The 17990-nt window shown below is 65.6% G+C and carries 18 protein-coding genes and 1 riboswitch; of the genes, 10 read left to right on the top strand and 8 right to left on the bottom strand.

All coding sequences use genetic code 11. From position 1 onward, the window contains the following. Positions 1-8: 8 nt before the first annotated feature. A riboswitch (S-adenosyl-L-homocysteine riboswitch) is annotated at positions 9-121 on the bottom strand. Positions 122-430: 309 nt separating this feature from the next. Together A9513_RS32040 and A9513_RS32035 are read right to left on the bottom strand one after the other, a co-directional pair. After that, positions 431-1654 (bottom strand): CaiB/BaiF CoA-transferase family protein, encoded by a 1224-nt coding sequence (locus A9513_RS32040; RefSeq protein ID WP_065327942.1) that lies wholly within the window; start codon positions 1652-1654, stop codon positions 431-433. Positions 1655-1780: 126 nt separating this feature from the next. Further along, positions 1781-2962, bottom strand: coding sequence for an acyl-CoA dehydrogenase (locus tag A9513_RS32035; protein WP_038803335.1), 1182 nt, complete (start codon positions 2960-2962; stop codon positions 1781-1783). Between the two features lie 227 nt (positions 2963-3189). Here A9513_RS32035 and gcvA point away from each other — a divergent pair, with 227 nt between their 5' ends. The 5 genes from gcvA to A9513_RS32010 all read left to right on the top strand — a co-directional run bounded on the left by gcvA (position 3190) and on the right by A9513_RS32010 (position 7462). Continuing rightward, entirely contained in the window at positions 3190-4098 is a 909-nt protein-coding gene (gcvA, locus tag A9513_RS32030) for a LysR family transcriptional regulator (protein ID WP_037011404.1), read from the top strand. A 105-nt stretch (positions 4099-4203) separates the two neighbouring features. Next, positions 4204-4611 carry an acyl-CoA thioesterase gene (locus A9513_RS32025; RefSeq protein WP_015479269.1) on the top strand — a complete coding sequence of 136 codons (408 nt, stop codon included), beginning with the start codon at positions 4204-4206 and terminating at the stop codon, positions 4609-4611. 193 nt (positions 4612-4804) lie between these two features. Beyond that, the gene (locus tag A9513_RS32020) at positions 4805-5812 is read left to right on the top strand and encodes an ABC transporter substrate-binding protein (RefSeq protein WP_065327941.1); all 1008 of its coding nucleotides are present in this window, start codon (positions 4805-4807) and stop codon (positions 5810-5812) included. A 67-nt stretch (positions 5813-5879) separates the two neighbouring features. Next, positions 5880-6686: an ABC transporter permease gene (locus A9513_RS32015; protein WP_045215900.1), complete on the top strand. Its 807-nt coding sequence runs from the start codon at positions 5880-5882 to the stop codon at positions 6684-6686. Further along, on the top strand, positions 6686-7462 hold the full coding sequence (locus A9513_RS32010; RefSeq protein WP_065327940.1) for an ABC transporter ATP-binding protein: 777 nt from the start codon (positions 6686-6688) through the stop codon (positions 7460-7462). The genes A9513_RS32015 and A9513_RS32010 overlap by 1 nt, the downstream gene beginning before the upstream one ends. Positions 7463-7472: 10 nt before the next feature. Here A9513_RS32010 and A9513_RS32005 read toward each other — a convergent pair whose 3' ends face one another. Beyond that, complete coding sequence (locus A9513_RS32005) at positions 7473-8456, bottom strand: YgcG family protein (RefSeq protein ID WP_065327939.1); 984 nt, start codon at positions 8454-8456, stop codon at positions 7473-7475. Then, positions 8453-9067, bottom strand: a complete 615-nt coding sequence (locus A9513_RS32000) for a LemA family protein (protein ID WP_037011389.1) — start codon at positions 9065-9067, stop codon at positions 8453-8455. The genes A9513_RS32005 and A9513_RS32000 overlap by 4 nt, the downstream gene beginning before the upstream one ends. A gap of 146 nt (positions 9068-9213) precedes the next feature. On the opposite strand from A9513_RS32000, the gene A9513_RS31995 reads away from it, so the two are divergent. The 3 genes from A9513_RS31995 to A9513_RS31985 all read left to right on the top strand — a co-directional run bounded on the left by A9513_RS31995 (position 9214) and on the right by A9513_RS31985 (position 11143). Then, the gene (locus tag A9513_RS31995; protein WP_065327938.1) at positions 9214-10044 is read left to right on the top strand and encodes an EamA family transporter; all 831 of its coding nucleotides are present in this window, start codon (positions 9214-9216) and stop codon (positions 10042-10044) included. A gap of 100 nt (positions 10045-10144) precedes the next feature. Beyond that, positions 10145-10531 (top strand): MAPEG family protein, encoded by a 387-nt coding sequence (locus A9513_RS31990; protein WP_065327937.1) that lies wholly within the window; start codon positions 10145-10147, stop codon positions 10529-10531. A 144-nt stretch (positions 10532-10675) separates the two neighbouring features. Beyond that, on the top strand, positions 10676-11143 hold the full coding sequence (locus A9513_RS31985; protein ID WP_065327936.1) for a cytochrome c: 468 nt from the start codon (positions 10676-10678) through the stop codon (positions 11141-11143). 59 nt (positions 11144-11202) lie between these two features. On the opposite strand, the gene A9513_RS31980 is transcribed toward A9513_RS31985, so the two are convergent. Beyond that, complete coding sequence (locus A9513_RS31980) at positions 11203-11580, bottom strand: DUF1090 domain-containing protein (RefSeq protein ID WP_231387539.1); 378 nt, start codon at positions 11578-11580, stop codon at positions 11203-11205. 170 nt (positions 11581-11750) lie between these two features. Here A9513_RS31980 and A9513_RS31975 point away from each other — a divergent pair, with 170 nt between their 5' ends. Then, a complete protein-coding gene (locus A9513_RS31975) occupies positions 11751-12749 on the top strand; it encodes a PHB depolymerase family esterase (protein ID WP_065327934.1) in 999 nt (332 codons plus the stop codon). Here A9513_RS31975 and A9513_RS31970 read toward each other — a convergent pair. After that, positions 12746-13492 (bottom strand): metallophosphoesterase family protein, encoded by a 747-nt coding sequence (locus A9513_RS31970; protein WP_037011387.1) that lies wholly within the window; start codon positions 13490-13492, stop codon positions 12746-12748. The genes A9513_RS31975 and A9513_RS31970 overlap by 4 nt on opposite strands. 175 nt (positions 13493-13667) lie before the next feature. On the opposite strand from A9513_RS31970, the gene A9513_RS31965 reads away from it, so the two are divergent. After that, entirely contained in the window at positions 13668-14972 is a 1305-nt protein-coding gene (locus A9513_RS31965) for a ferric reductase-like transmembrane domain-containing protein (protein WP_024764163.1), read from the top strand. A 5-nt stretch (positions 14973-14977) separates the two neighbouring features. Here the strand turns inward: A9513_RS31965 and ligB are convergent, their stop codons facing one another. After that, on the bottom strand, positions 14978-16645 hold the full coding sequence (ligB, locus tag A9513_RS31960) for an NAD-dependent DNA ligase LigB (RefSeq protein WP_065327933.1): 1668 nt from the start codon (positions 16643-16645) through the stop codon (positions 14978-14980). 149 nt (positions 16646-16794) lie between these two features. Beyond that, entirely contained in the window at positions 16795-17985 is a 1191-nt protein-coding gene (gene metK, locus A9513_RS31955) for a methionine adenosyltransferase (RefSeq protein WP_024764161.1), read from the bottom strand. Positions 17986-17990 lie beyond the last annotated feature (5 nt).

The raw sequence follows: 17990 nt of genomic DNA, 5'->3' as shown, positions 1-17990 counted from the left end.
TCGTTGTCTGCGAATGGGCGCCGTTGATGCGTTTGGCGATCGGCGGCAGCCGACCGTGACGCGCCCTGTTCGAGCCTGACAAGCCGAAGCGAATCGACCTGCTGCAGCGCCCCTCGGACAGGTGGCGGGAACGACCGGACAGCGCCGGCCGTTATTGAAGCTCGCGGATTATAGCCATGGCGCATGACAAGCCAAAGGCTTTTGGTCGTGTTCGCGCAGTGGATCGCGACCGGGATCCCCGTCGCGCCCGCGCCAGGGGCCGTGAAAACCCTGGCGCGGGCGTCGTTGCGGGGATCGGTGGCGTCCGCTGGAGCGGGCGCCGATGGTCAGTTGTAGGGCGTATAAAGCGGTGCGCTTTATCTGCCGCTTCTGGCTTCAGAGCCGACGGACGGCGGATAACGCTCGAGGCGTTATTCGCCCTACGGGGACGTCAGATCACGCCGTCCTCGCGCAGCTTGCCGATGGCTGCCTGGTCCAGGCCGAGCACGCCTTCGAGGATTTCCTGTGTGTGCTGGCCGAGGGTCGGCGGGGCGTTGCGGTATTCGACCGGGGTCTCGGACAGGCGGATCGGGCTGGCGACCTGCGGCACCGTGCCGGCCAGCGGGTGCGGCAGGTCCACGCGCAGCCCGCGAGCGATGACCTGCGGATCGGCGAACACCTGGGCCAGATCGTTGATCGGCCCGCACGGCACGCTGGCGTGTTCCAGCACGGCGATCCACTCGGCGGTGGTGCGCATCACGGTGGCCTGGCGGATCAGCGGGATCAGCACCTCGCGGTGCGCCACGCGCGCCTGGTTGGTGGCGAAGCGCTCGTCGGTGGCCCACTCCGGGTGGCCCGCCAGCTCGGCGAACTTGCGGAACTGGCCGTCGTTGCCGACGGTGAGGATCAGGTCGCCGTCGGCGGTGGGGAAGTCCTGGTACGGCACGATGTTCGGGTGCGCGTTGCCCAGGCGACGCGGCGGGTTGCCGGTGGTCAGGTAGTTCAGGGTTTGGTTGGCCAGGCAGGCGACCTGCACGTCCAGCAGCGCCATGTCGATGTGCTGGCCGATGCCGCTGACATCGCGGTGGGCGAGCGCGGCGAGGATCGCGGTGGACGAGTAGAGGCCAGTGAGGATGTCAGTCAGTGCTACACCCACTTTCACCGGGCCGGCGCCTTCCTCGGCGTCGGAGCGCCCGGTCAGGCTCATCAGGCCGCCCAGGCCCTGGATCATGAAGTCGTAGCCGGCGCGCTTGGCGTAGGGGCCGAACTGGCCGAAGCCGGTGATCGAGCAGTAGATCAGCTTCGGGTTGAGCGCTTTCAGCGACTCGTAGTCCAGGCCGTAGGCCTTCAGCCCGCCGACCTTGAAGTTCTCCAGCACGATGTCGGCCTTGGCGGCGAGTTCGCGCACCAGGCGCTGGCCTTCGGGCTGGGTGAAGTCGATGGTCAGGGATTTCTTGTTGCGGTTCGCCGAGAGGTAATACGCCGCTTCGCTGGTGTCGCGGCCGTCGGCGTCCTTGAGGAACGGCGGGCCCCAGGCGCGAGTGTCGTCGCCGCTGCCGGGACGCTCGATCTTGATCACTTCCGCGCCGAGGTCGGCGAGGATCTGCCCGGCCCAGGGGCCGGCGAGAACGCGGGAGAGGTCGAGGACACGAATGTGCGAAAGGGCGCCGGACATGCAATCACCTGCAGCTTGGATAGGGGCGGGGAGGACGCGGTGCGGGGACTCCACGGTCCTCCCCGGGGCCTCTCGGGCGAGAGGTAAAGCGTGCGCTGGCCCAGGCGGGCCAGCGCGGGGCATTGCTTAGAAGAACGCCTGGATGCCAGTCTGGGCGCGGCCGAGTATCAGCGCGTGGACGTCGTGGGTACCTTCGTAGGTGTTCACCACTTCCAGGTTGACCAGGTGGCGGGCGACGCCGAACTCGTCGGAGATGCCGTTGCCGCCAAGCATGTCGCGGGCCAGGCGGGCGATGTCCAGGGCCTTGCCGCAGCTGTTGCGCTTCATGATCGAGGTGATTTCGACGGCGGCGGTGCCTTCGTCCTTCATCCGGCCCAGGCGCAGGCAGCCTTGCAGGGCGAGGGTGATGTCGGTCTGCATGTCGGCCAGTTTCTTCTGGATCAGCTGGTTGGCGGCCAGCGGGCGGCCAAACTGCTTGCGGTCCAGGGTGTACTGGCGAGCGGTGTGCCAGCAGGCTTCGGCGGCACCCAGGGCGCCCCAGGAGATACCGTAGCGGGCGGAGTTCAGGCAGGTGAACGGACCACGCAGGCCGCGCACGTCCGGGAAGGCGTTTTCTTCCGGGCAGAACACGTTGTTCATCACGATCTCGCCGGTGATCGAGGCGCGCAGGCCGACCTTGCCGTGGATCGCCGGGGCGGACAGGCCTTCCCAGCCTTTTTCCAGGACGAAGCCGCGGATCTGGCCTTCGTCATCCTTGGCCCAGACCACGAAGACGTCGGCGATCGGGCTGTTGGTGATCCACATCTTGGCGCCGGTGAGACGGTAGCCGCCGTCGACTTTCTTGGCACGGGTGATCATCGAGCCCGGGTCGGAGCCGTGGTCCGGCTCGGTCAGGCCGAAGCAGCCGATGTATTCGCCGCTGGCCAGTTTCGGCAGGTATTTCTGCTTGGTGGCTTCGTTGCCGAATTCGTTGATCGGCACCATCACCAGGGAGGACTGCACGCTCATCATCGAGCGGTAGCCGGAGTCGATGCGCTCGACTTCGCGGGCGATCAGGCCGTAGCACACGTAGTTCAGGCCGCTGCCGCCGTATTGCTCGGGGATGGTCGCACCGAGCAGGCCGGTTTCGCCCATCTCGCGGAAGATCGCCGGGTCGGTCTGCTCGTGGCGGAAGGCTTCCAGTACGCGCGGGGCCAGCTTGTCCTGGGCGAACTGCTGGGCGCTGTCGCGCACCATGCGCTCTTCTTCGGTGAGTTGCTGATCCAGCAGCAGCGGATCTTCCCAGTTGAAGCTTGCTTTGGTCGCCATGGAGAACCTCGAACGCAGACAGTGAAAGACCCGCACAAGTCTAGGCGGGCTCGGTGTGGGCCATCCTAGTCAGCCGTCGGGAAGCGGGGCAACCGATTAATTCGCACGCTGTTGTGCTATTTTGTCACTCCGTAATTGCTGGGCTGCTGCTGGATTTTGCCTGCTCGCCTCTATTTCAGGCGTTCATGGCGATTCCTGTGCATCACGATATTCCGAAGAGGCATTCGATGCGACGCAAGATCCCGACCACCGCGGCGCTGGTCGCCTTCGAGTCCGCCGCCCGCCACGAGAGCTTTACCAAGGCCGCCGACGAGCTGTCGCTGACCCAGAGCGCCATCTGCCGACAGATCGCCACGCTGGAGGAGTTTCTCGGCGTCGAGCTGTTTCGTCGCTCGCGGCGCGGGGTGAAGCTGACCGAAGCGGGGCTCAACTACAGCCGCCGTGTTGCCCAGCGCCTGGATGCCGTGGAGCGCGACACGCTGGCAGTGATGGGGCAGCAGGGCGGCGGTACGCTGGAGCTGGCGGTGGTGCCGACCTTTGCGACGCAATGGCTGCTGCCACGGCTGAAGGACTTCAAGCGCCTGCACCCGGAAGTCACGGTGAACATGACCAACCGCACCCGGCCCTTCCTCTTCGCCGACACCGAGTTCGACGCGGCGCTGTATTTCGGCGACGGCGTGTGGTCCGGCACGGTGGCCAACTTCCTCATGCACGAGAACCCGGTGCCGGTGTGCAGTCCCGAGCTGCTGGGTGGGTGCCGTGAACTGTCCGCCGCGCAGATCGCCGAATTGCCCTTGATGCAGCAGACCACCCGGCCCTACGCCTGGCGCCAGTGGTTCGGTTCGCTGGGCATGAGCGTGGCGCACGACATGAGTGGCACGCGCTACGAGTTGTTCTCCATGCTCGCCCAGGCGGCGATGCACGGCATGGGCGTGGCGCTGATCCCGCCGATGCTGATCCAGCACGAGTTGGCCGACGGACGGCTTATCGTGCCGATGCAACATGCCTATTTGAGCGAAAATGCCTATTACCTGATGATTCCCGAGCGCAAGGTGGAATCGGCGACCCTGGGCGCTTTTCGCGATTGGCTGGTCGACGAGGCGGCGCAGTACCGCGCCGAAGCCGGGCTCGGCTGAGCCATGGCAAGGTGCCTGGCACCGGCCGGGTCCAGACTTGCATAGCCGGCGGGGCTTTCCCCGTCATCGCGCTCACGAGGCGCAACCTCCCAAGAAGGAGCTTCCATGAATTTCCACACCCGCAAATGGGTCAAGCCTGAAGACCTCAACCCGAACGGTACCCTGTTCGGCGGCAGCCTTCTGAAATGGATCGACGAAGAAGCGGCGATCTACGCCATCGTCCAGCTGGGCAACCAGCGCGTGGTCACCAAGTTCATCTCGGAGATCAACTTCGTCAGTTCCGCGCGCCAGGGCGACATCATCGAGCTGGGCATCACCGCCACCGAGTTCGGCCGCACCTCGATCACCCTGACCTGCGAAGTGCGCAACAAGATCACCCGCAAGAGCATCCTCACGGTGGACAAGATGGTCTTCGTCAACATCGGCCCCGATGGCCAGCCGGCGCCGCACGGCCGCACCGAGATCAAGTACATCAAGGACCAGTTCAAGGACGATGCCATTCCCCAGCCCTGATGGCTGGCTCGCCAAGGTGATTGCCTGCGTGCCCGGAGCCAAGCCGAACCGCGGCGAAAACCTTTGCATTTGCGTCGATTGAATGTGAGCCTGTGCCCGCCCACGGCGGGCATGGGCCGACGCTGCTCCCCGCCGATCCAGCAGTACTGCACTCAGCAGAATGTTCCTGCAGAACAATGACCGGGGAGAGACCATGCACACCACTTTCGCATCCGCGCTGCGCCAACTGGCCGTGGCCACCTGCGCCAGCCTGCTGCTGGCCAGCGTCGCGCACGCCGCCGCGATCAAGGCCGACACTAAGCCCGAGGCCGGCACCTTCAAGATGGGCATGCAGCCCTGGCTGGGCTACGGCCAGTGGTACGTCGCCGAGCAGGCTGGCGCCTTCAAGGCCAACGGCCTGGAGCAGGTCGAGCTGGTCAACTTCACCGAAGACAAGGACATGAACGCCGCCTTGGCCAGCGGCCAGATCGACGGCGGCAACCTCGCCACCCACACCGCCATGGCCATGGTCGCCGCCGGCCTGCCGGTGAAGATCGTCCTGTTGCTGGACCAGAGCACCAGCGCCGACGCGCTGATCGTCGACCCGTCGATCAAGACCCTGACTGACCTCAAGGGCAAGCAGGTCGCCTATGAAGAAGGCACCACCAGCGACATCCTCCTGCACAGCGCCCTGCGCAAGGCCGGCCTGACCCTCGCCGATGTGCAGCCGGTGCCGATGCCCGCCGCCAATGCCGGTAGCGCGCTGATCGCCGGCCAGGTCCCGGCCGCCGTCACCTATGAGCCGTACCTGTCCGCCGCCAAGCAGCAGAACCCCAAGGTCAACCTGCTGTACAAGGGCTCGGATGACCCGGGCATCATCAGCGACGTGTTCGTGGTGCGCGACGAAGTGCTGAAGGAGCGTCCCGGCCAGGTGCTGGCGCTGATCAAGAGTTGGGAAGCGGGCCTCAAGCACTACAACGAGAAGAGCGCCGAAGGCCGCGCCGCCATCGCCAAGGGCGTGGGCGCCGACGAGTCCGAGCTGAGTAGCGCCTTTGACGGCGTGCACTTCTACTCGGTGAAGGAGAACCAGGCCGAGCTGAAGGGCTCCTTCCAGAAAGGCTCGTTCGAGCACATCCAGAAGGCCGCCAGCGAAGCCGGCATCCTGCAGCAGCCGGTCACCCCGGCACAGGCCATCGACGCGCGCTTCGTTGAGGCCCTCTGACTCTCTGAAACACCACGCGCGCCGGCCCCGAGCCGGCGCGCGTCTTTCTCCGTTCGACGAGCCCGACATGAAAGCCCGCAAATCCAACCCGCTGTTCACCATCGGCAAGCCGATCGCGCAGCGCCATTTCCTGCTCATCGGCGGCGCCGTGTTCGTCCTGCTGGCGCTGCTCTGGTGGCTGGCCGGCGCCAGCGGCGCGGTGCCGAAGATCTTCCTGCCGGCGCCCGGCGATGTCTGGGCACGCATGCTCAAGCTGGCCGCTGATGGCACGCTGTGGTCGGACCTGAAGGTCAGCGTGTACCGCATCGCCGTGGCCTTCCTGGTGTCCTCGGCGATGTCCATCGTCATCGGCGTCTTCGCCGGCTGCTACGGCTTCTGGAAAGCCGCCACCGAGCCGCTGGTGGACTTCGTGCGCTACATGCCGGTGGTCGCCTTCGTCCCGCTGACCATCCTCTGGGCCGGCACCAGCGACTTCCAGAAATTCCTCATCATCTGGATCGGTACCTTCTTCCAGCAGGTGCTGATGGTGATGGACGCGATCAAGCGCGTGCCGGCTGACTTCGTCGGCCTTGGTCGCACGCTGGGGATGCCGGATCGCCGCATCCTCCTGAAGATCGTCCTGCCCAGCGCATTGCCGGGTATCTGGGACGCCCTGCGGATCAGCCTCGGCTGGGCCTGGACCTGGCTGGTGCTGGCTGAGCTGGTGGCGGCGACTTCGGGCCTGGGCTACCGCATCACCGTGTCCCAGCGCTTCTTCCAGACCGACACCATTATCGGCTACATCCTGCTGCTCGGCTTCCTCGGCCTGATCACCGATCAGGCCATGCGCGCCGGCGAGAAGGTCCTGTTCCGCTACAACCGGAGGCGCAACTGATGGCGACTTTGGAAATCTCCGGCCTGAACAAGAGTTTCGCGGTCGGCCAGTCGCGCCGCGAGGTGCTGCGCAACATCGACCTGACGCTGGCGGACAACGAATTCGTTTCCATCGTCGGCACGTCGGGTTGCGGCAAGAGCACCCTGCTGTCCATCGCCGCCGGCCTGGAAGACTTCGACAGCGGCAATGTGAAGGTCGACGGCGTGCCGATCACCGGCCCCGGCCTGGATCGTGGCGTGGTGTTCCAGTCCTACACCCTGCTGCCCTGGCTCACCGCGCGGCAGAACGTCGAGTTCGCTCTCAAGGCGGCCGGCCTGTCCCGTGCACAGTGCCGCGAAATCGCCGACGAGCACCTGGAGCTGGTGAAGCTGACGAAGTTTGCCGAGGCCTACCCGAACGAGTTGTCCGGCGGGATGAAGCAGCGCGTGGCGATCGCTCGCGCGTTGTCCTACCGGCCAAAGATTCTGCTGATGGACGAGCCCTTCGGCGCGCTGGATGCGATGACTCGCCACCAGATGCAGGAACTGCTCACGCGCATCTGGGAAACCCATCGACTGACGGTGATGTTCGTCACCCACGACGTGGAAGAGGCGGTCTACCTGTCCGATCGCATCGTGGTGATGGGGCTCGGGCCGGGGCGGATCAAGACCACCTTCGACGTCAAGCTCGGCCGCCCGCGCCATGAGGACATGGCTGCCAGCGCCGAGTTCATCGACCTGCAGCGCCAGGTGCTGCGCTCGATCCGCGAGGAAGAGCAGGGCGTCTCCGCCCTCTGAGGGCCCTGGTTTACCAGCGGCCGGAGGCCCCGCCGCCGCCGCTGGAACCACCGCCGCCACGGAAGCCTCCACCGCCGCCGCCACCTCCACGCCCGCCGCGGCCGATCGAGCTGATGATCGTCATGAGCAGTTGCAGCACGCCCATGGTCAGCCACATCGGCGGCAGGAAGAAGATGTACAGCACCAGCGGGATCGTGAAGGCGCCGATCAACTGCTGTTGCAGCGCGGCGGGATTGACGTCGCTGACCAGCAGCACGCCAGCGGCGATGCCGCCCACCAGCACGCTGCACAGCAGGTAGCGGCCCATGCTGCGCTGGCGCATCCAGGACACCGGCAGCAGCATGCCCAGCAGCGGCACGCCGACCAGCAGGCCGAGTAGCGCTGCCAGGCGGGTGGGCGGGATTTCCTCGGCGGCCGTCGCGTTGCGGTTCGAGTAAGCGTCGCTGTAGTTTTCTGCCGGGCCGGTATGCGGCAATTCGTCTTCGCTGCCGTCCGGCGTGGTTGCGGCGGAGGGCGGCTCGATCAGCGCGATCAGACTGTCGACGCCGGCCTGGATGCCGCCAGCGAAGTCGCCTTTCTGAAAGAAGGGGACGATCTGTTCGCGGATGATCCGGCCGGCCTGCACGTCGGTGATGGTGCCTTCCAGCCCGTAGCCGACTTCGATGCGCAGCGTACGGTCATTCTTCGCAACCACCAGCAGCACGCCGTCATCGACACCCTTGCGGCCCAGCTTCCATTGCTCGAAAGCACGCACCGCGTAGTCCTCGATGCTGTCCTCGCCAGTGGTGGGAACCAGCAGTACGGCGATTTGCGCGCCCTTGCGTTGCTCCAGGCCGGCGAGTTGGCTTTCCAGCTGCGCGCGCTGCCCGGCATCGAGGGTCTGGGTGAGGTCGGTGACGCGGGCGCTGAGCGGCGGAATGGCGACCGGCGCCGCCTGCAGCACGACCGCCCAGCACAGCAGCAGGGCGGCCAGCAGCCAGCGCGGCAAGGTCATTGTGCGGGCTGCGCCGGCGCGTTGCCGAAGTCCACTTTAGGCGCGGTGGAAATGGCGGCTTCGTTCTCGACGCTGAAGTTGGCCTTGGGCTTGTAGCCGAAGATCTTCGCGGTGATCACCTGCGGGAACTGGCGAATCATCACGTTGTATTCCTGCACGGCCTTCACATAGCGGCCACGGGCGACAGTGATGCGGTTCTCGGTGCCCTCGAGCTGGGTCAGCAGGTCCTTGAACAGGCCGTCAGCCTTGAGCTGCGGGTAGTTTTCCGAGACCACCAGCAAGCGTGACAGCGCCGAGCTGAGCTGCCCCTGGGCCTGCTGGAAGCGCTTGACCGCTTCCGGGTCGTCGAGCTGGTCGGCATTCAGGGTGGTGCTGCCGACCTTGGCGCGGGCCTCGGTCACCTGGGTCAGCACGCTGGCTTCATGGGCGGCGTAGCCCTTCACGGTGCTGACCAGGTTGGGGATCAGGTCGGCGCGGCGCTGGTACTGGTTGAGCACTTCCGACCAGGCGGCCTTCACGCCTTCGTCGCCGGATTGCATGGCGTTGTAGCCGCAGCCGGAGAGCAGGGTGACGAGGATGTAAGCGGTCAGGAACTTGATCAGGCGTGGCATGGCAGAGGCTCGTGCTGGCGAAAAGGCCCAGTCTAGGCCAGTTATGGCTGAGGAGGCAGGTGGAAATGTCCGAAACAGCCAGCGCTTGCCCGGCATGGGGTGGCTCAGGGTAGAATTGATCTGGTCTATACCAGGAGTTCGTTTTCGTGCTTGCCACTACCCTGGTGCTGCTGGCCGCCCTGCTGCACGCTACCTGGAACACCCTCGTCAAGTTCAGCAACGACCGCCTGCTGGTGGTTGCCTGCATGGACATGGTCGGCCTCGCCGCCGCGCTGCTCCTGCTGCCCTGGATCGAGATTCCTCCTGCCGAAGTCTGGCCCTGGCTGCTGGCCGCCGTGTCGTTGCAGCTGGTCTATCGCGTGCTGCTGATCCAGGCCTACAAGGTCGGCGACCTGGGTTTGGTCTACCCGCTGATGCGCGGGCTGTCGCCGCTGGTGGTGCTGGCGCTGACCCTCTACTTCGGCGGCGAGAACCTGACCGGCAAGCAGATCCTCGGTATCCTGCTGATCCCGGTCGGCATGCTGTTCCTGCTCAAGGGCGGCGGCGGCTCGAAGCTGCCGTGGATCGCCTATCCCACCGTGCTGCTGATGGGCCTGTGCATCGGCAGTTACACCTGGACCGACGGCAACGCGCTCAAGCTCTGGCCCAAGCCGCTGGACTACCTGGTTTGGCTGTCGCTGCTGTCGGGCCTGCCATTTCCGCTGGTGGCGCTGTGCGGGCGCACCCGAGCCTTCGCCAAGTTCTGGATCAACGACTGGAAGCTCGGCCTGAGCGTCGGTTTCTGCGTGCTGCTCAGCTACGGGCTGGTGCTCTGGGCCATGCAGCTGGGCTCCATCGCCGAGGCCGCCGCGCTGCGCGAGACCAGTGTGCTGCTGGTGGTGCTGTTCGGCATGCGCTTCCTCAAGGAACCCTTCGGCCTGCCGCGTCTGGCGGCGTGCAGCCTGGTGCTGGCGGGCATGCTGGTGATGAAACTCTGAGGATTGGCTCGCGCTACGGAGCAACCCGCCAAGCCGGTCAAGGACGCGGCGTGCGGCGATGGCCTAAGCTGCGGCCTTTCCCCTCGACGAGAGTTCCGCTATGTCCATTGCCTTCTGGTGCGTCCTGATCGCGATCTTCCTGCCTTACGTCGGCACCAGCATCGCCAAGTTCACTGGCGGCGGCTTCGGCCCCCGGCAGAACCACGACCCGCGCACCTTCCTCGCCAGCCTGGAGGGCTATCGCAAGCGCGCCAACGCCTTCCAGATGAACAGCTTCGAGGTGACCCCGGCCTTCGCCGCGGCAGTAATCATCGCTTACGTGGTGAACAATGCCGAACCCGCCACCATCGACCGCCTGGCCATCGCCTGGGTCACCAGCCGCCTGCTCTACCTGATCTTCTACATCGCCGACCTGGCGATGCTGCGCTCGCTGGCATGGTTCCTCGGCATGGCGTTGATCATCGCAATCTTCGTCGTTTCCGCCTGACCCGAGGCTGCCTGAACGGCAGCTGAACGAATGGCACGGCGCTGCGGCGGATGGCCGCAGCGACCGGCGCGCGGTCTGGATCATTCGGGGAACGGGGCGGATAATCCGGCGCTTCCGTGTCTGGCCGTCCTACAAGAGTCCCCCATGAAGTTGAAGACCCTGCTCGTTCTGCTGCTGGCCGGTACCGCGCTTGCCGGCTGCCATCGCCTGGACCCCAACTCGCCGGAGTACAAGCGCCAGGCGGTGTTCAAGGAGATGCTCAAGACCAGCGAGGACATGGGCGGCATGTTGCGCGGGCGAATTCCCTTCGACGCGGACAAGTTCCGGAGCAATTCGACCAAGCTGGGCGAACTGGCCGACAAGCCCTGGCAGTACTTCCCCACGACCCAGCCGCCAGCTGACAAGGTGGAAAGCGACGACACCCGCGCCAAGGCGGAAATCTGGCAGCGCCAACTGGAGTTCCAGGCCGACGCCAAGACCTTCGAACAGGCCGTCCGCGCCCTGGGCGAAAACACCCGCAATGCCGCGCCGACGCCTGAAGGCGTGCGCAAGGACTTCGCCGCGGTGGAAGACGCCTGCGAAGCCTGCCACAAGAAATTCCGCGCGCTCTGACGGGCGCGTTCTTGTAGGGTCGCGCTGACTCGCGAACGAGCCAGTTCGATCCTACAGGTTCACTCCTCCAGTTCGCGCTTGGCCTGCTCCAGTTCGGCGCGGGCTTCGGCCAGCTTGTCCTTGCGCTTCTCGATCTTCTCGGCGTCACCCTTGTTCATCGCCTTGCGCAGGTCCTTCTCGCGCTGGGCGACTTCCTTCTCCGCGTCCAGCACATTCTGCTTGCGCTCCTGCGTGAGGCTGGCGTCGGTGCAATAGGTCTTCACCTTCTCCAGGGCGGTCTGCAGGCCGGCGATGCGGTTGCCGTTGCCTTGGGCCTTGGCCTGTTCGAGCTGGGTTTCGAGAGCGGCGCGCTTGGCGGCGCAGCCGGTCAGCGGTTGCCCGGACGCCTCGGCGGCGAGTAGCGGGCCGGCGCAGCCGAGGGCGAGAACGGCGGCCATCAGGGCAGAGCTTCGGAACATTTTCGGAGTCCTTGGTTACCAAACACTATGACGTTGGAGTCAACGGCTAGAGTTTGCCATGGACGGGAGCGCCGGGGGCTGCCCCAGGGCAATGCCTCCGAATCTGGCCCGGACTCGCAAGGCCCGCCGGGCGGGCAAGGAGAAGCGGTATGCGGGTGGCGATGCGGATCGTGCAGGGGCTCATCGCGCTGCTGGTACTGGCGCTGCTGGTGGGCGGTTGGTGGTACGTGCCCGGCGAGCTGATGCAGCGACCAACGCTGACCGGCAGCAGTGAGGATGCCTCGCTGCGCCAGGGTCAGCGACGCCGCAGCTACGTGCTCTACGTGCCGCAGAAGTTGGCCGAGCGCCCGGCGCTGCTGGTGGTGCTGCACAGCTCGCAGAGCAACGGCGAGCGCATGCGCCGCGACAGCGGCTACCGTTTCGACGCGTTGGCAGATCGCGACGGTTTCCTGGTGCTCTACCCCGATGGTTTCGAGGGCCATTGGAACGACTGCCGGCGGGTCGCCTCCTACAGCGCCCGGCAACTGAACATCGATGATGTCGGCTTTCTCTCGGACATGATCGTGCGCCTGCAGCGCGAGCGCGGCGTCGATCCCGCGAGGGTGTTCGTCACGGGCTATTCCAATGGCGGGCAGATGGCCTTGCGGATGGCGGCGGAAGCGCCGGACAAGGTCGCTGGCGTCGCCGCCGTGGCTGCCAGCCTGCCGAGCACCGACAACGACGCCTGCCGTCCCGCCGAGCAGCCCAGGGCGGCGCTGTTGATGAATGGCACGCGGGACCCCATCAATCCCTATGCGGGTGGCCGGGTCACGCTGTTTGGCTTCGGTGATCGCGGCAACGTGCTCTCTGCCGAGGACTCTGCTCTTGCGCTGGCGCGGCGCAACGGCCAGGGAGGCGAGCCGCAGGTGGATAAGCTGACCCAGCCGGGGCCGGTGTGGACGCAGCGCCAGCGCTGGGCTGCCGGCGACGGGCCGCCCGTGGAGCTGGTGACGGTGTTTGGTGGAGGGCACCTGATTTCGCAGCCGCTTTACCGGCCGCCGCGCATGCTTGGCCAGGTCGACCCGCAACTGGATGGGCCGGCTGAAATCTGGCGGTTCTTCAGCGAGCTATCACCTGGCGAGCAGCCACATAGCGGGCAGCCGTTCTAGAGTTCGATCACCCGACAGGGATCGAAACCGCTGTCCTCGCCGGGGTAGGCGCCGGGGTTGGCGACGATGCGACCCCGGCCGACGTGGTAGTCCAGGCATTCGTGAACGTGACCGTGGATCCACAGGTCACAGCGCTCGACCAGTGATTCCAGGTTGGAAGCGAAGGCCGGCGACAGCGCATCGCCCACATAATGCGGAGGAATCGAGCGCGCGCTGGGTGCGTGGTGGGTGACCACCACCGTGGGCCCGGCAAAGGGCTGTGCCAGTTCCGCCTCCAGCCACCGACAGGTCGACGCGCAGATATCGGCGCTCATGCCCGGGGTGAAGGGTTGGGCGAAGTAGTCGATCGTACGGAAGTCCGGCATGAGTAACTGGGCCTGCTCGTAGGCCAGTTCCGACGCATGCGCGCCATAGAGCTGAAAGTCGGTCCACAGCGTGGCGCCAAGGAAGCGTACGCCGCCCAGGACCACGGCGTCCTTTTCCAGAAAGTGGATATTCAATGCCTGCGCCAGATTGCGCATGGCCTGGGTCAGTTCGGGCAAGTCTGAGTGATAGAACTCGTGGTTGCCGGCGACGTAGATGATCTCGCTATCAGGAAATTCCTCGCGCGCCCAGTGCAGCCCTTGCAAGTGTTCGTGGATATCTCCGGCAAGTACGACTATGTCCGACACAGTCTGCGGCAATTGGCGATAACCGTTGGGAAAGTGCTCGTGATGGAGGTCGGAAAGAACGCGAAGGCGCATGGTTGTTTTTATATTTGCCGTAGGAAAGTGCCGAGCATAACGAAGGATGATGCGTTTGACATGGATCATGGCATCACCGGTACGACCCTAAAGGCCCTTCGAAAATAAGGGATAATTCAGAGGAACCCTTCAGCTTCCGTGTGGGTGCACTAAGTCAGTGCTCCAAGGAGAAGTCATGAAACTCATCTGGATCGTACTGTTGGCCGTGGCGGCCACCTTTGGCCTCGCCCTGTTCGTCGACCCGCCGGCGACGCTGGATATCTGGGTCGTGCGCAAGCAGGCCATTCTCTTCACTGGCGTCGCGTCATTCGCGCTGATGTCGCTGATCATGCTGCTGGCGGTGCGCCCGGTGTGGCTGGAGAAGCCCCTCGACGGCCTCGACCGCATGTACCGCGCGCACAAGTGGGCGGGCATCCTGGCCATCGTGCTGGGCCTGCTGCACTACCTGATGGAGCTGGGTGGGCCGCTGCTCGCCGAGTTCATCGCCAAGCCGGCCAAGGGGCCGAGGGTGGAAACCTTCCTCGACGTATTCCGCGGCTCGGCCAAGGACCTGGGCGAGTGGTCGGCCTGGTTGCTGGCGGCGATGCTGGTCATCACGCTCTGGCAGCGCTTCCCCTATCACTTGTGGCGCTATGTCCACAAAACCCTCGCCGTGGTCTATCTGGTGCTCGCCTTCCATGGCGTGGTGCTGGCGCCGGCGGGCTACTGGGCGCAACCGGTCGGCTGGCTGGTGGCACTCTGCGCCGCGGTGGGCAGCCTGTGTGCGCTCTGGTCGCTGACCGGGCAGATCGGCCGCCGGCGCACCCATGAGGGTGTCGTGGTGGCGGTCGACCGCCCGGGCGAGCGAATGCTGGAAGTGACCTGCAAGCTGCAGGGGCGTTGGCAGCACCGTGCCGGGCAATTTGCCTTCCTCACCTGCAATCGCCTGGAAGGCCAGCATCCCTTCACCATTTCCAGCGGCGACCTGGGCAACGGCGAAGTGCGTTTCAGCATCAAGGCATTGGGGGACTACACACAGCGCCTTCAGGATGGACTGAAGGTGGGAGACCCGGTGAAGGTGGAAGGGCCGTACGGCCGCTTCGACTTCCGCCGCGACAAGGGCGAGCGGCAGGTCTGGATCGCCGGTGGTATCGGCATTACACCCTTCCTGGCGTGGCTCGACTCACTGCAGGCGCGGCCGGATGACAGCCCGGAGGTGACGCTGCTGTACTGCGTGCGCTCGCCGTCCGATGCCATCTATGCCGGCCGCCTGCGTGAGTTGTGTGCGAAATTGCCGCGTATCGATCTGCGTGTGCATTACAGCGAGAGCGAAGGTTACCTGCAGGCAGCCGATCTGGGTCTGCAGCCCGGTGTAGGAGGGCGGTGGCCGAGCGTGTGGTTCTGCGGCCCGCAGGCGCTGGCCGAACTGCTGCGCCGTGACCTGCGCCGCCAGGGCATGCCGGGCAACCGCTTCCACCAGGAAGCCTTCCAGATGCGCTGAGGCGCTCAGAAGCCGGCAACGCCGAGGTCGTGCAACTGCTCGCGCAATTGCACGACTGCCGGCGCTTTGAAGAAGGCTTCCAGTTGTGCCGCGCGCACCTTGCCTATGCCTGGTTGCATCTGCCACTGCACTGCGTCGCGGGCGGCCAGCGCGGGCCAGTCGTCTCCCGCGGGATGGGCGTTGGGGGACGGTGCACCCAGTGCACGCAGCCAGGTAGCGAACGATCGCCGGCGAGCGAGCTGGAACTGCTGGTGCAGACTCGCTGCACTTCGCTCTCCGAGTCCGGGAACCTGGCTCAGTTGCTCTGGCGTCAGCGTCATCCAGGCGAGTATCCCCGTCAGCAGCCCGGCTTCGTGCAGCTTGCTCCAGGTGCCCGGTCCGACACCGGCTAGCCCCAGCCCGCTCTTTCCGCTGAGCCACTCCAGGCGGGCGAGGAACTGTTCCTCGCAGCCCTCGATGGGCTGCCAGCAGGAGAGGGCGTTGAACTGGCCGTCTTCTGGCGCGGCTATTTGGGGGCGATTCGGCGAGCGCCAGACCACGCCGTCCAGGCGAGGAATGGTCAGTCCGGCGAGGGCGATGGCGACCTGGTCGCCAGGGCGGATGTCCAGGCTGCGCCAGCGTTTGAGCGAGCCGACGCCGACGCGCTGGATGGTTCGTCCGTCCAGCTCTACCGGGGCCAGATGCAGCACAGGTGTCACCCTGCCACTGCGGCCGACCTTGAACGCCACGCGACGAACCTCCGCCAGTGCCTGTTGATGTGGATACTTCCACGCCACCGCCCAGCCCGGCGCCTGTGCACTCCAGGCCTTGCCCGGTGGCCGGCGGCCCTGGCGGATGACAATGCCATCGCTGGCGAAGGGCAGCGGCTGGCGATACCAGCGTTCGCGCCAGGACTCGATTTCAGATTGCCCAGCCACCGGTACGGTCAGGTCGGCGCTGTCATCGAATCCCAGCTGGCGCAGTCGTGCCAAGCGATCCGGCATTTTCACCGGACCCTCCGGCAGCTCCCAGACGAACAGACCGATCTGTGTGCCTTGGTCGCCCAAATCCTTGCGGGCCATCAGGCCGGCGACCTTGCCGCGGGCACCCGAACCGCCCTGCAACGCTTGCACATGCTGTGGCAGTCGCCAGTACAGCTCGCCTTGCAGCACCAGATCGCCTGGTTCGCCGGGTAACTGCCTGGGGATAGCATCGATTCGTTGCGCGTTGGCGGTCCAGTCCTGCCCGGCGCTGCCGTCGCCGCGGCTGATTGCCTGGATGAAGCGACCGTCGCGGTAGATCAGCGTGACCGCTACGCCGTCGACCTTGGGTTGCGCCCAGAGATCGGAGCGGTTGGCCAGCCAACTGCGCACGGCCGAGGCATCGGGAAGCTTGTCGAGGCCGGTGTGGGGGAAGGGGTGGCGAATCGTCCCCGCGCTGCTGGCCAGCGGTGACTCGGGGGCAACACGGACTTGAGGGAAGCAGTCCCGCCACTGCGCCAGTCGTTCGCGTGCCTGGTCGTAAAGCTCATCGGCCACGGGGGACCTTCCGTCCCGGTGGTAGGCGTCATCCCACTGCGTCAGCTGCCCGCGGAGTGCCTCGATCTGTCGAGGCACCTGCTCGGCCGGCCAGTCGGGGCAGGCACGAACGGTAAGAGGAAGGCAAAGCAGCAAGGTGATGACGAGGCGGAGCATGGCGAGAGACCGTGCAGTGGAAACCCGCAAGGCTAGGAGCCGAAAGCGGCGATTGATGCCGGAATGAGCGTGGATTTTTCGCCAAGGCTTGTGGGCGATCAGAAACGAAAAAGCCCCGCCGAGGCGGGGCTTTTTCCTGCTACCGGGCCTTACAGGCCGGCGGCATCACGCAGGGCGGCAGCCTTGTCGGTGCGCTCCCAGGTGAAGGCGGTGAAGGTGTCACCGTCGTAGGTCATTTCGAACGGGTTGCGACCGAAGTGGCCGTAGGCTGCGGTCGGCTGGTACATCGGGTGCAGCAGGTCGAGCATCTTGGTGATCGCGTACGGACGCAGGTCGAAGTGCTCGCGGACCAGTTGGATGATCTTGTCATCGCTGATCTTGCCGGTGCCGAAGGTGTTGATCGAGATGGAGGTCGGCTGGGCCACGCCGATGGCGTAGGACACCTGGATCTCGCAACGCTCGGCCAGGCCGGCGGCGACGATGTTCTTGGCCACGTAGCGGCCGGCGTAGGCGGCGGAACGGTCGACCTTGGACGGGTCCTTGCCGGAGAACGCGCCGCCGCCGTGACGGGCCATGCCGCCGTAGGAGTCGACGATGATCTTGCGGCCGGTCAGGCCGCAGTCGCCCACCGGGCCACCGATGACGAAGTTACCGGTCGGGTTGATGTGGAACTGGGTGTCCTTGTGCAGCAGTTCGGCCGGCAGCACCTGCTTGATGATCAGCTCCATCACGCCTTCGCGCAGGTCCTTGTAGCTGACTTCCGGGTTGTGCTGGGTGGACAGCACGATGGCGTCGATACCGACGACCTTGCCGCCTTCGTAGCGGCAGGTGACCTGGGACTTGGCATCCGGGCGCAGCCACGGCAGCAGGCCGGATTTGCGGGCCTCGGCCTGGCGCTCCACCAGGCGGTGGGAGAAGCAGATCGGTGCGGGCATCAGCACGTCGGTTTCGTTGCTGGCATAGCCGAACATCAGGCCCTGGTCGCCAGCGCCCTGGTCTTCCGGCTTGGCGCGGTCGACGCCTTGGTTGATGTCCACCGACTGCTTGCCGATGATGTTCAGCACGCCGCAGGTGGCGCCGTCGAAGCCGACTTCGGAGCTGTTGTAACCGATGTCGATGATGACCTTGCGCACCAGCTCTTCCAGGTCGACCCAGGCGGAAGTGGTGACTTCACCGGCGATGATCGCGACACCGGTCTTCACCAGGGTTTCGCAGGCCACGCGGGCGTATTTGTCCTTGGCGATGATGGCGTCGAGCACCGCATCGGAAATCTGGTCCGCGATCTTGTCCGGATGGCCTTCGGAGACGGATTCGGAGGTGAAAACTGAGTATTCGCTCATCTAAC

Source organism: Pseudomonas sp. AU12215 (genome assembly GCF_001675465.2).
Taxonomy (GTDB): domain Bacteria; phylum Pseudomonadota; class Gammaproteobacteria; order Pseudomonadales; family Pseudomonadaceae; genus Pseudomonas; species Pseudomonas nitroreducens.
This window is presented reverse-complemented; position numbering and strand designations above follow the sequence as displayed.

What these genes read in the sequence shown, in the direction of transcription:
- A9513_RS32025 (WP_015479269.1), top strand. Translation starts at nt 4,204, where the DNA reads ATGAATTTCCACACCCGCAAATGGGTCAAGCCTGAAGACCTCAACCCG.
- A9513_RS31970 (WP_037011387.1), bottom strand. Translation starts at nt 13,492, where the DNA reads ATGCGCCTTCGCGTTCTTTCCGACCTCCATCACGAGCACTTTCCCAAC.
- A9513_RS32015 (WP_045215900.1), top strand. Translation starts at nt 5,880, where the DNA reads ATGAAAGCCCGCAAATCCAACCCGCTGTTCACCATCGGCAAGCCGATC.
- A9513_RS31980 (WP_231387539.1), bottom strand. Translation starts at nt 11,580, where the DNA reads ATGGCCGCCGTTCTCGCCCTCGGCTGCGCCGGCCCGCTACTCGCCGCC.
- A9513_RS32035 (WP_038803335.1), bottom strand. Translation starts at nt 2,962, where the DNA reads ATGGCGACCAAAGCAAGCTTCAACTGGGAAGATCCGCTGCTGCTGGAT.
- A9513_RS31985 (WP_065327936.1), top strand. Translation starts at nt 10,676, where the DNA reads ATGAAGTTGAAGACCCTGCTCGTTCTGCTGCTGGCCGGTACCGCGCTT.
- A9513_RS32005 (WP_065327939.1), bottom strand. Translation starts at nt 8,456, where the DNA reads ATGACCTTGCCGCGCTGGCTGCTGGCCGCCCTGCTGCTGTGCTGGGCG.
- A9513_RS32040 (WP_065327942.1), bottom strand. Translation starts at nt 1,654, where the DNA reads ATGTCCGGCGCCCTTTCGCACATTCGTGTCCTCGACCTCTCCCGCGTT.
- A9513_RS31990 (WP_065327937.1), top strand. Translation starts at nt 10,145, where the DNA reads ATGTCCATTGCCTTCTGGTGCGTCCTGATCGCGATCTTCCTGCCTTAC.
- A9513_RS32000 (WP_037011389.1), bottom strand. Translation starts at nt 9,067, where the DNA reads ATGCCACGCCTGATCAAGTTCCTGACCGCTTACATCCTCGTCACCCTG.
- A9513_RS32010 (WP_065327940.1), top strand. Translation starts at nt 6,686, where the DNA reads ATGGCGACTTTGGAAATCTCCGGCCTGAACAAGAGTTTCGCGGTCGGC.
- metK (WP_024764161.1), bottom strand. Translation starts at nt 17,985, where the DNA reads ATGAGCGAATACTCAGTTTTCACCTCCGAATCCGTCTCCGAAGGCCAT.
- A9513_RS31965 (WP_024764163.1), top strand. Translation starts at nt 13,668, where the DNA reads ATGAAACTCATCTGGATCGTACTGTTGGCCGTGGCGGCCACCTTTGGC.
- A9513_RS31975 (WP_065327934.1), top strand. Translation starts at nt 11,751, where the DNA reads ATGCGGGTGGCGATGCGGATCGTGCAGGGGCTCATCGCGCTGCTGGTA.
- ligB (WP_065327933.1), bottom strand. Translation starts at nt 16,645, where the DNA reads ATGCTCCGCCTCGTCATCACCTTGCTGCTTTGCCTTCCTCTTACCGTT.
- A9513_RS32020 (WP_065327941.1), top strand. Translation starts at nt 4,805, where the DNA reads ATGCACACCACTTTCGCATCCGCGCTGCGCCAACTGGCCGTGGCCACC.
- gcvA (WP_037011404.1), top strand. Translation starts at nt 3,190, where the DNA reads ATGCGACGCAAGATCCCGACCACCGCGGCGCTGGTCGCCTTCGAGTCC.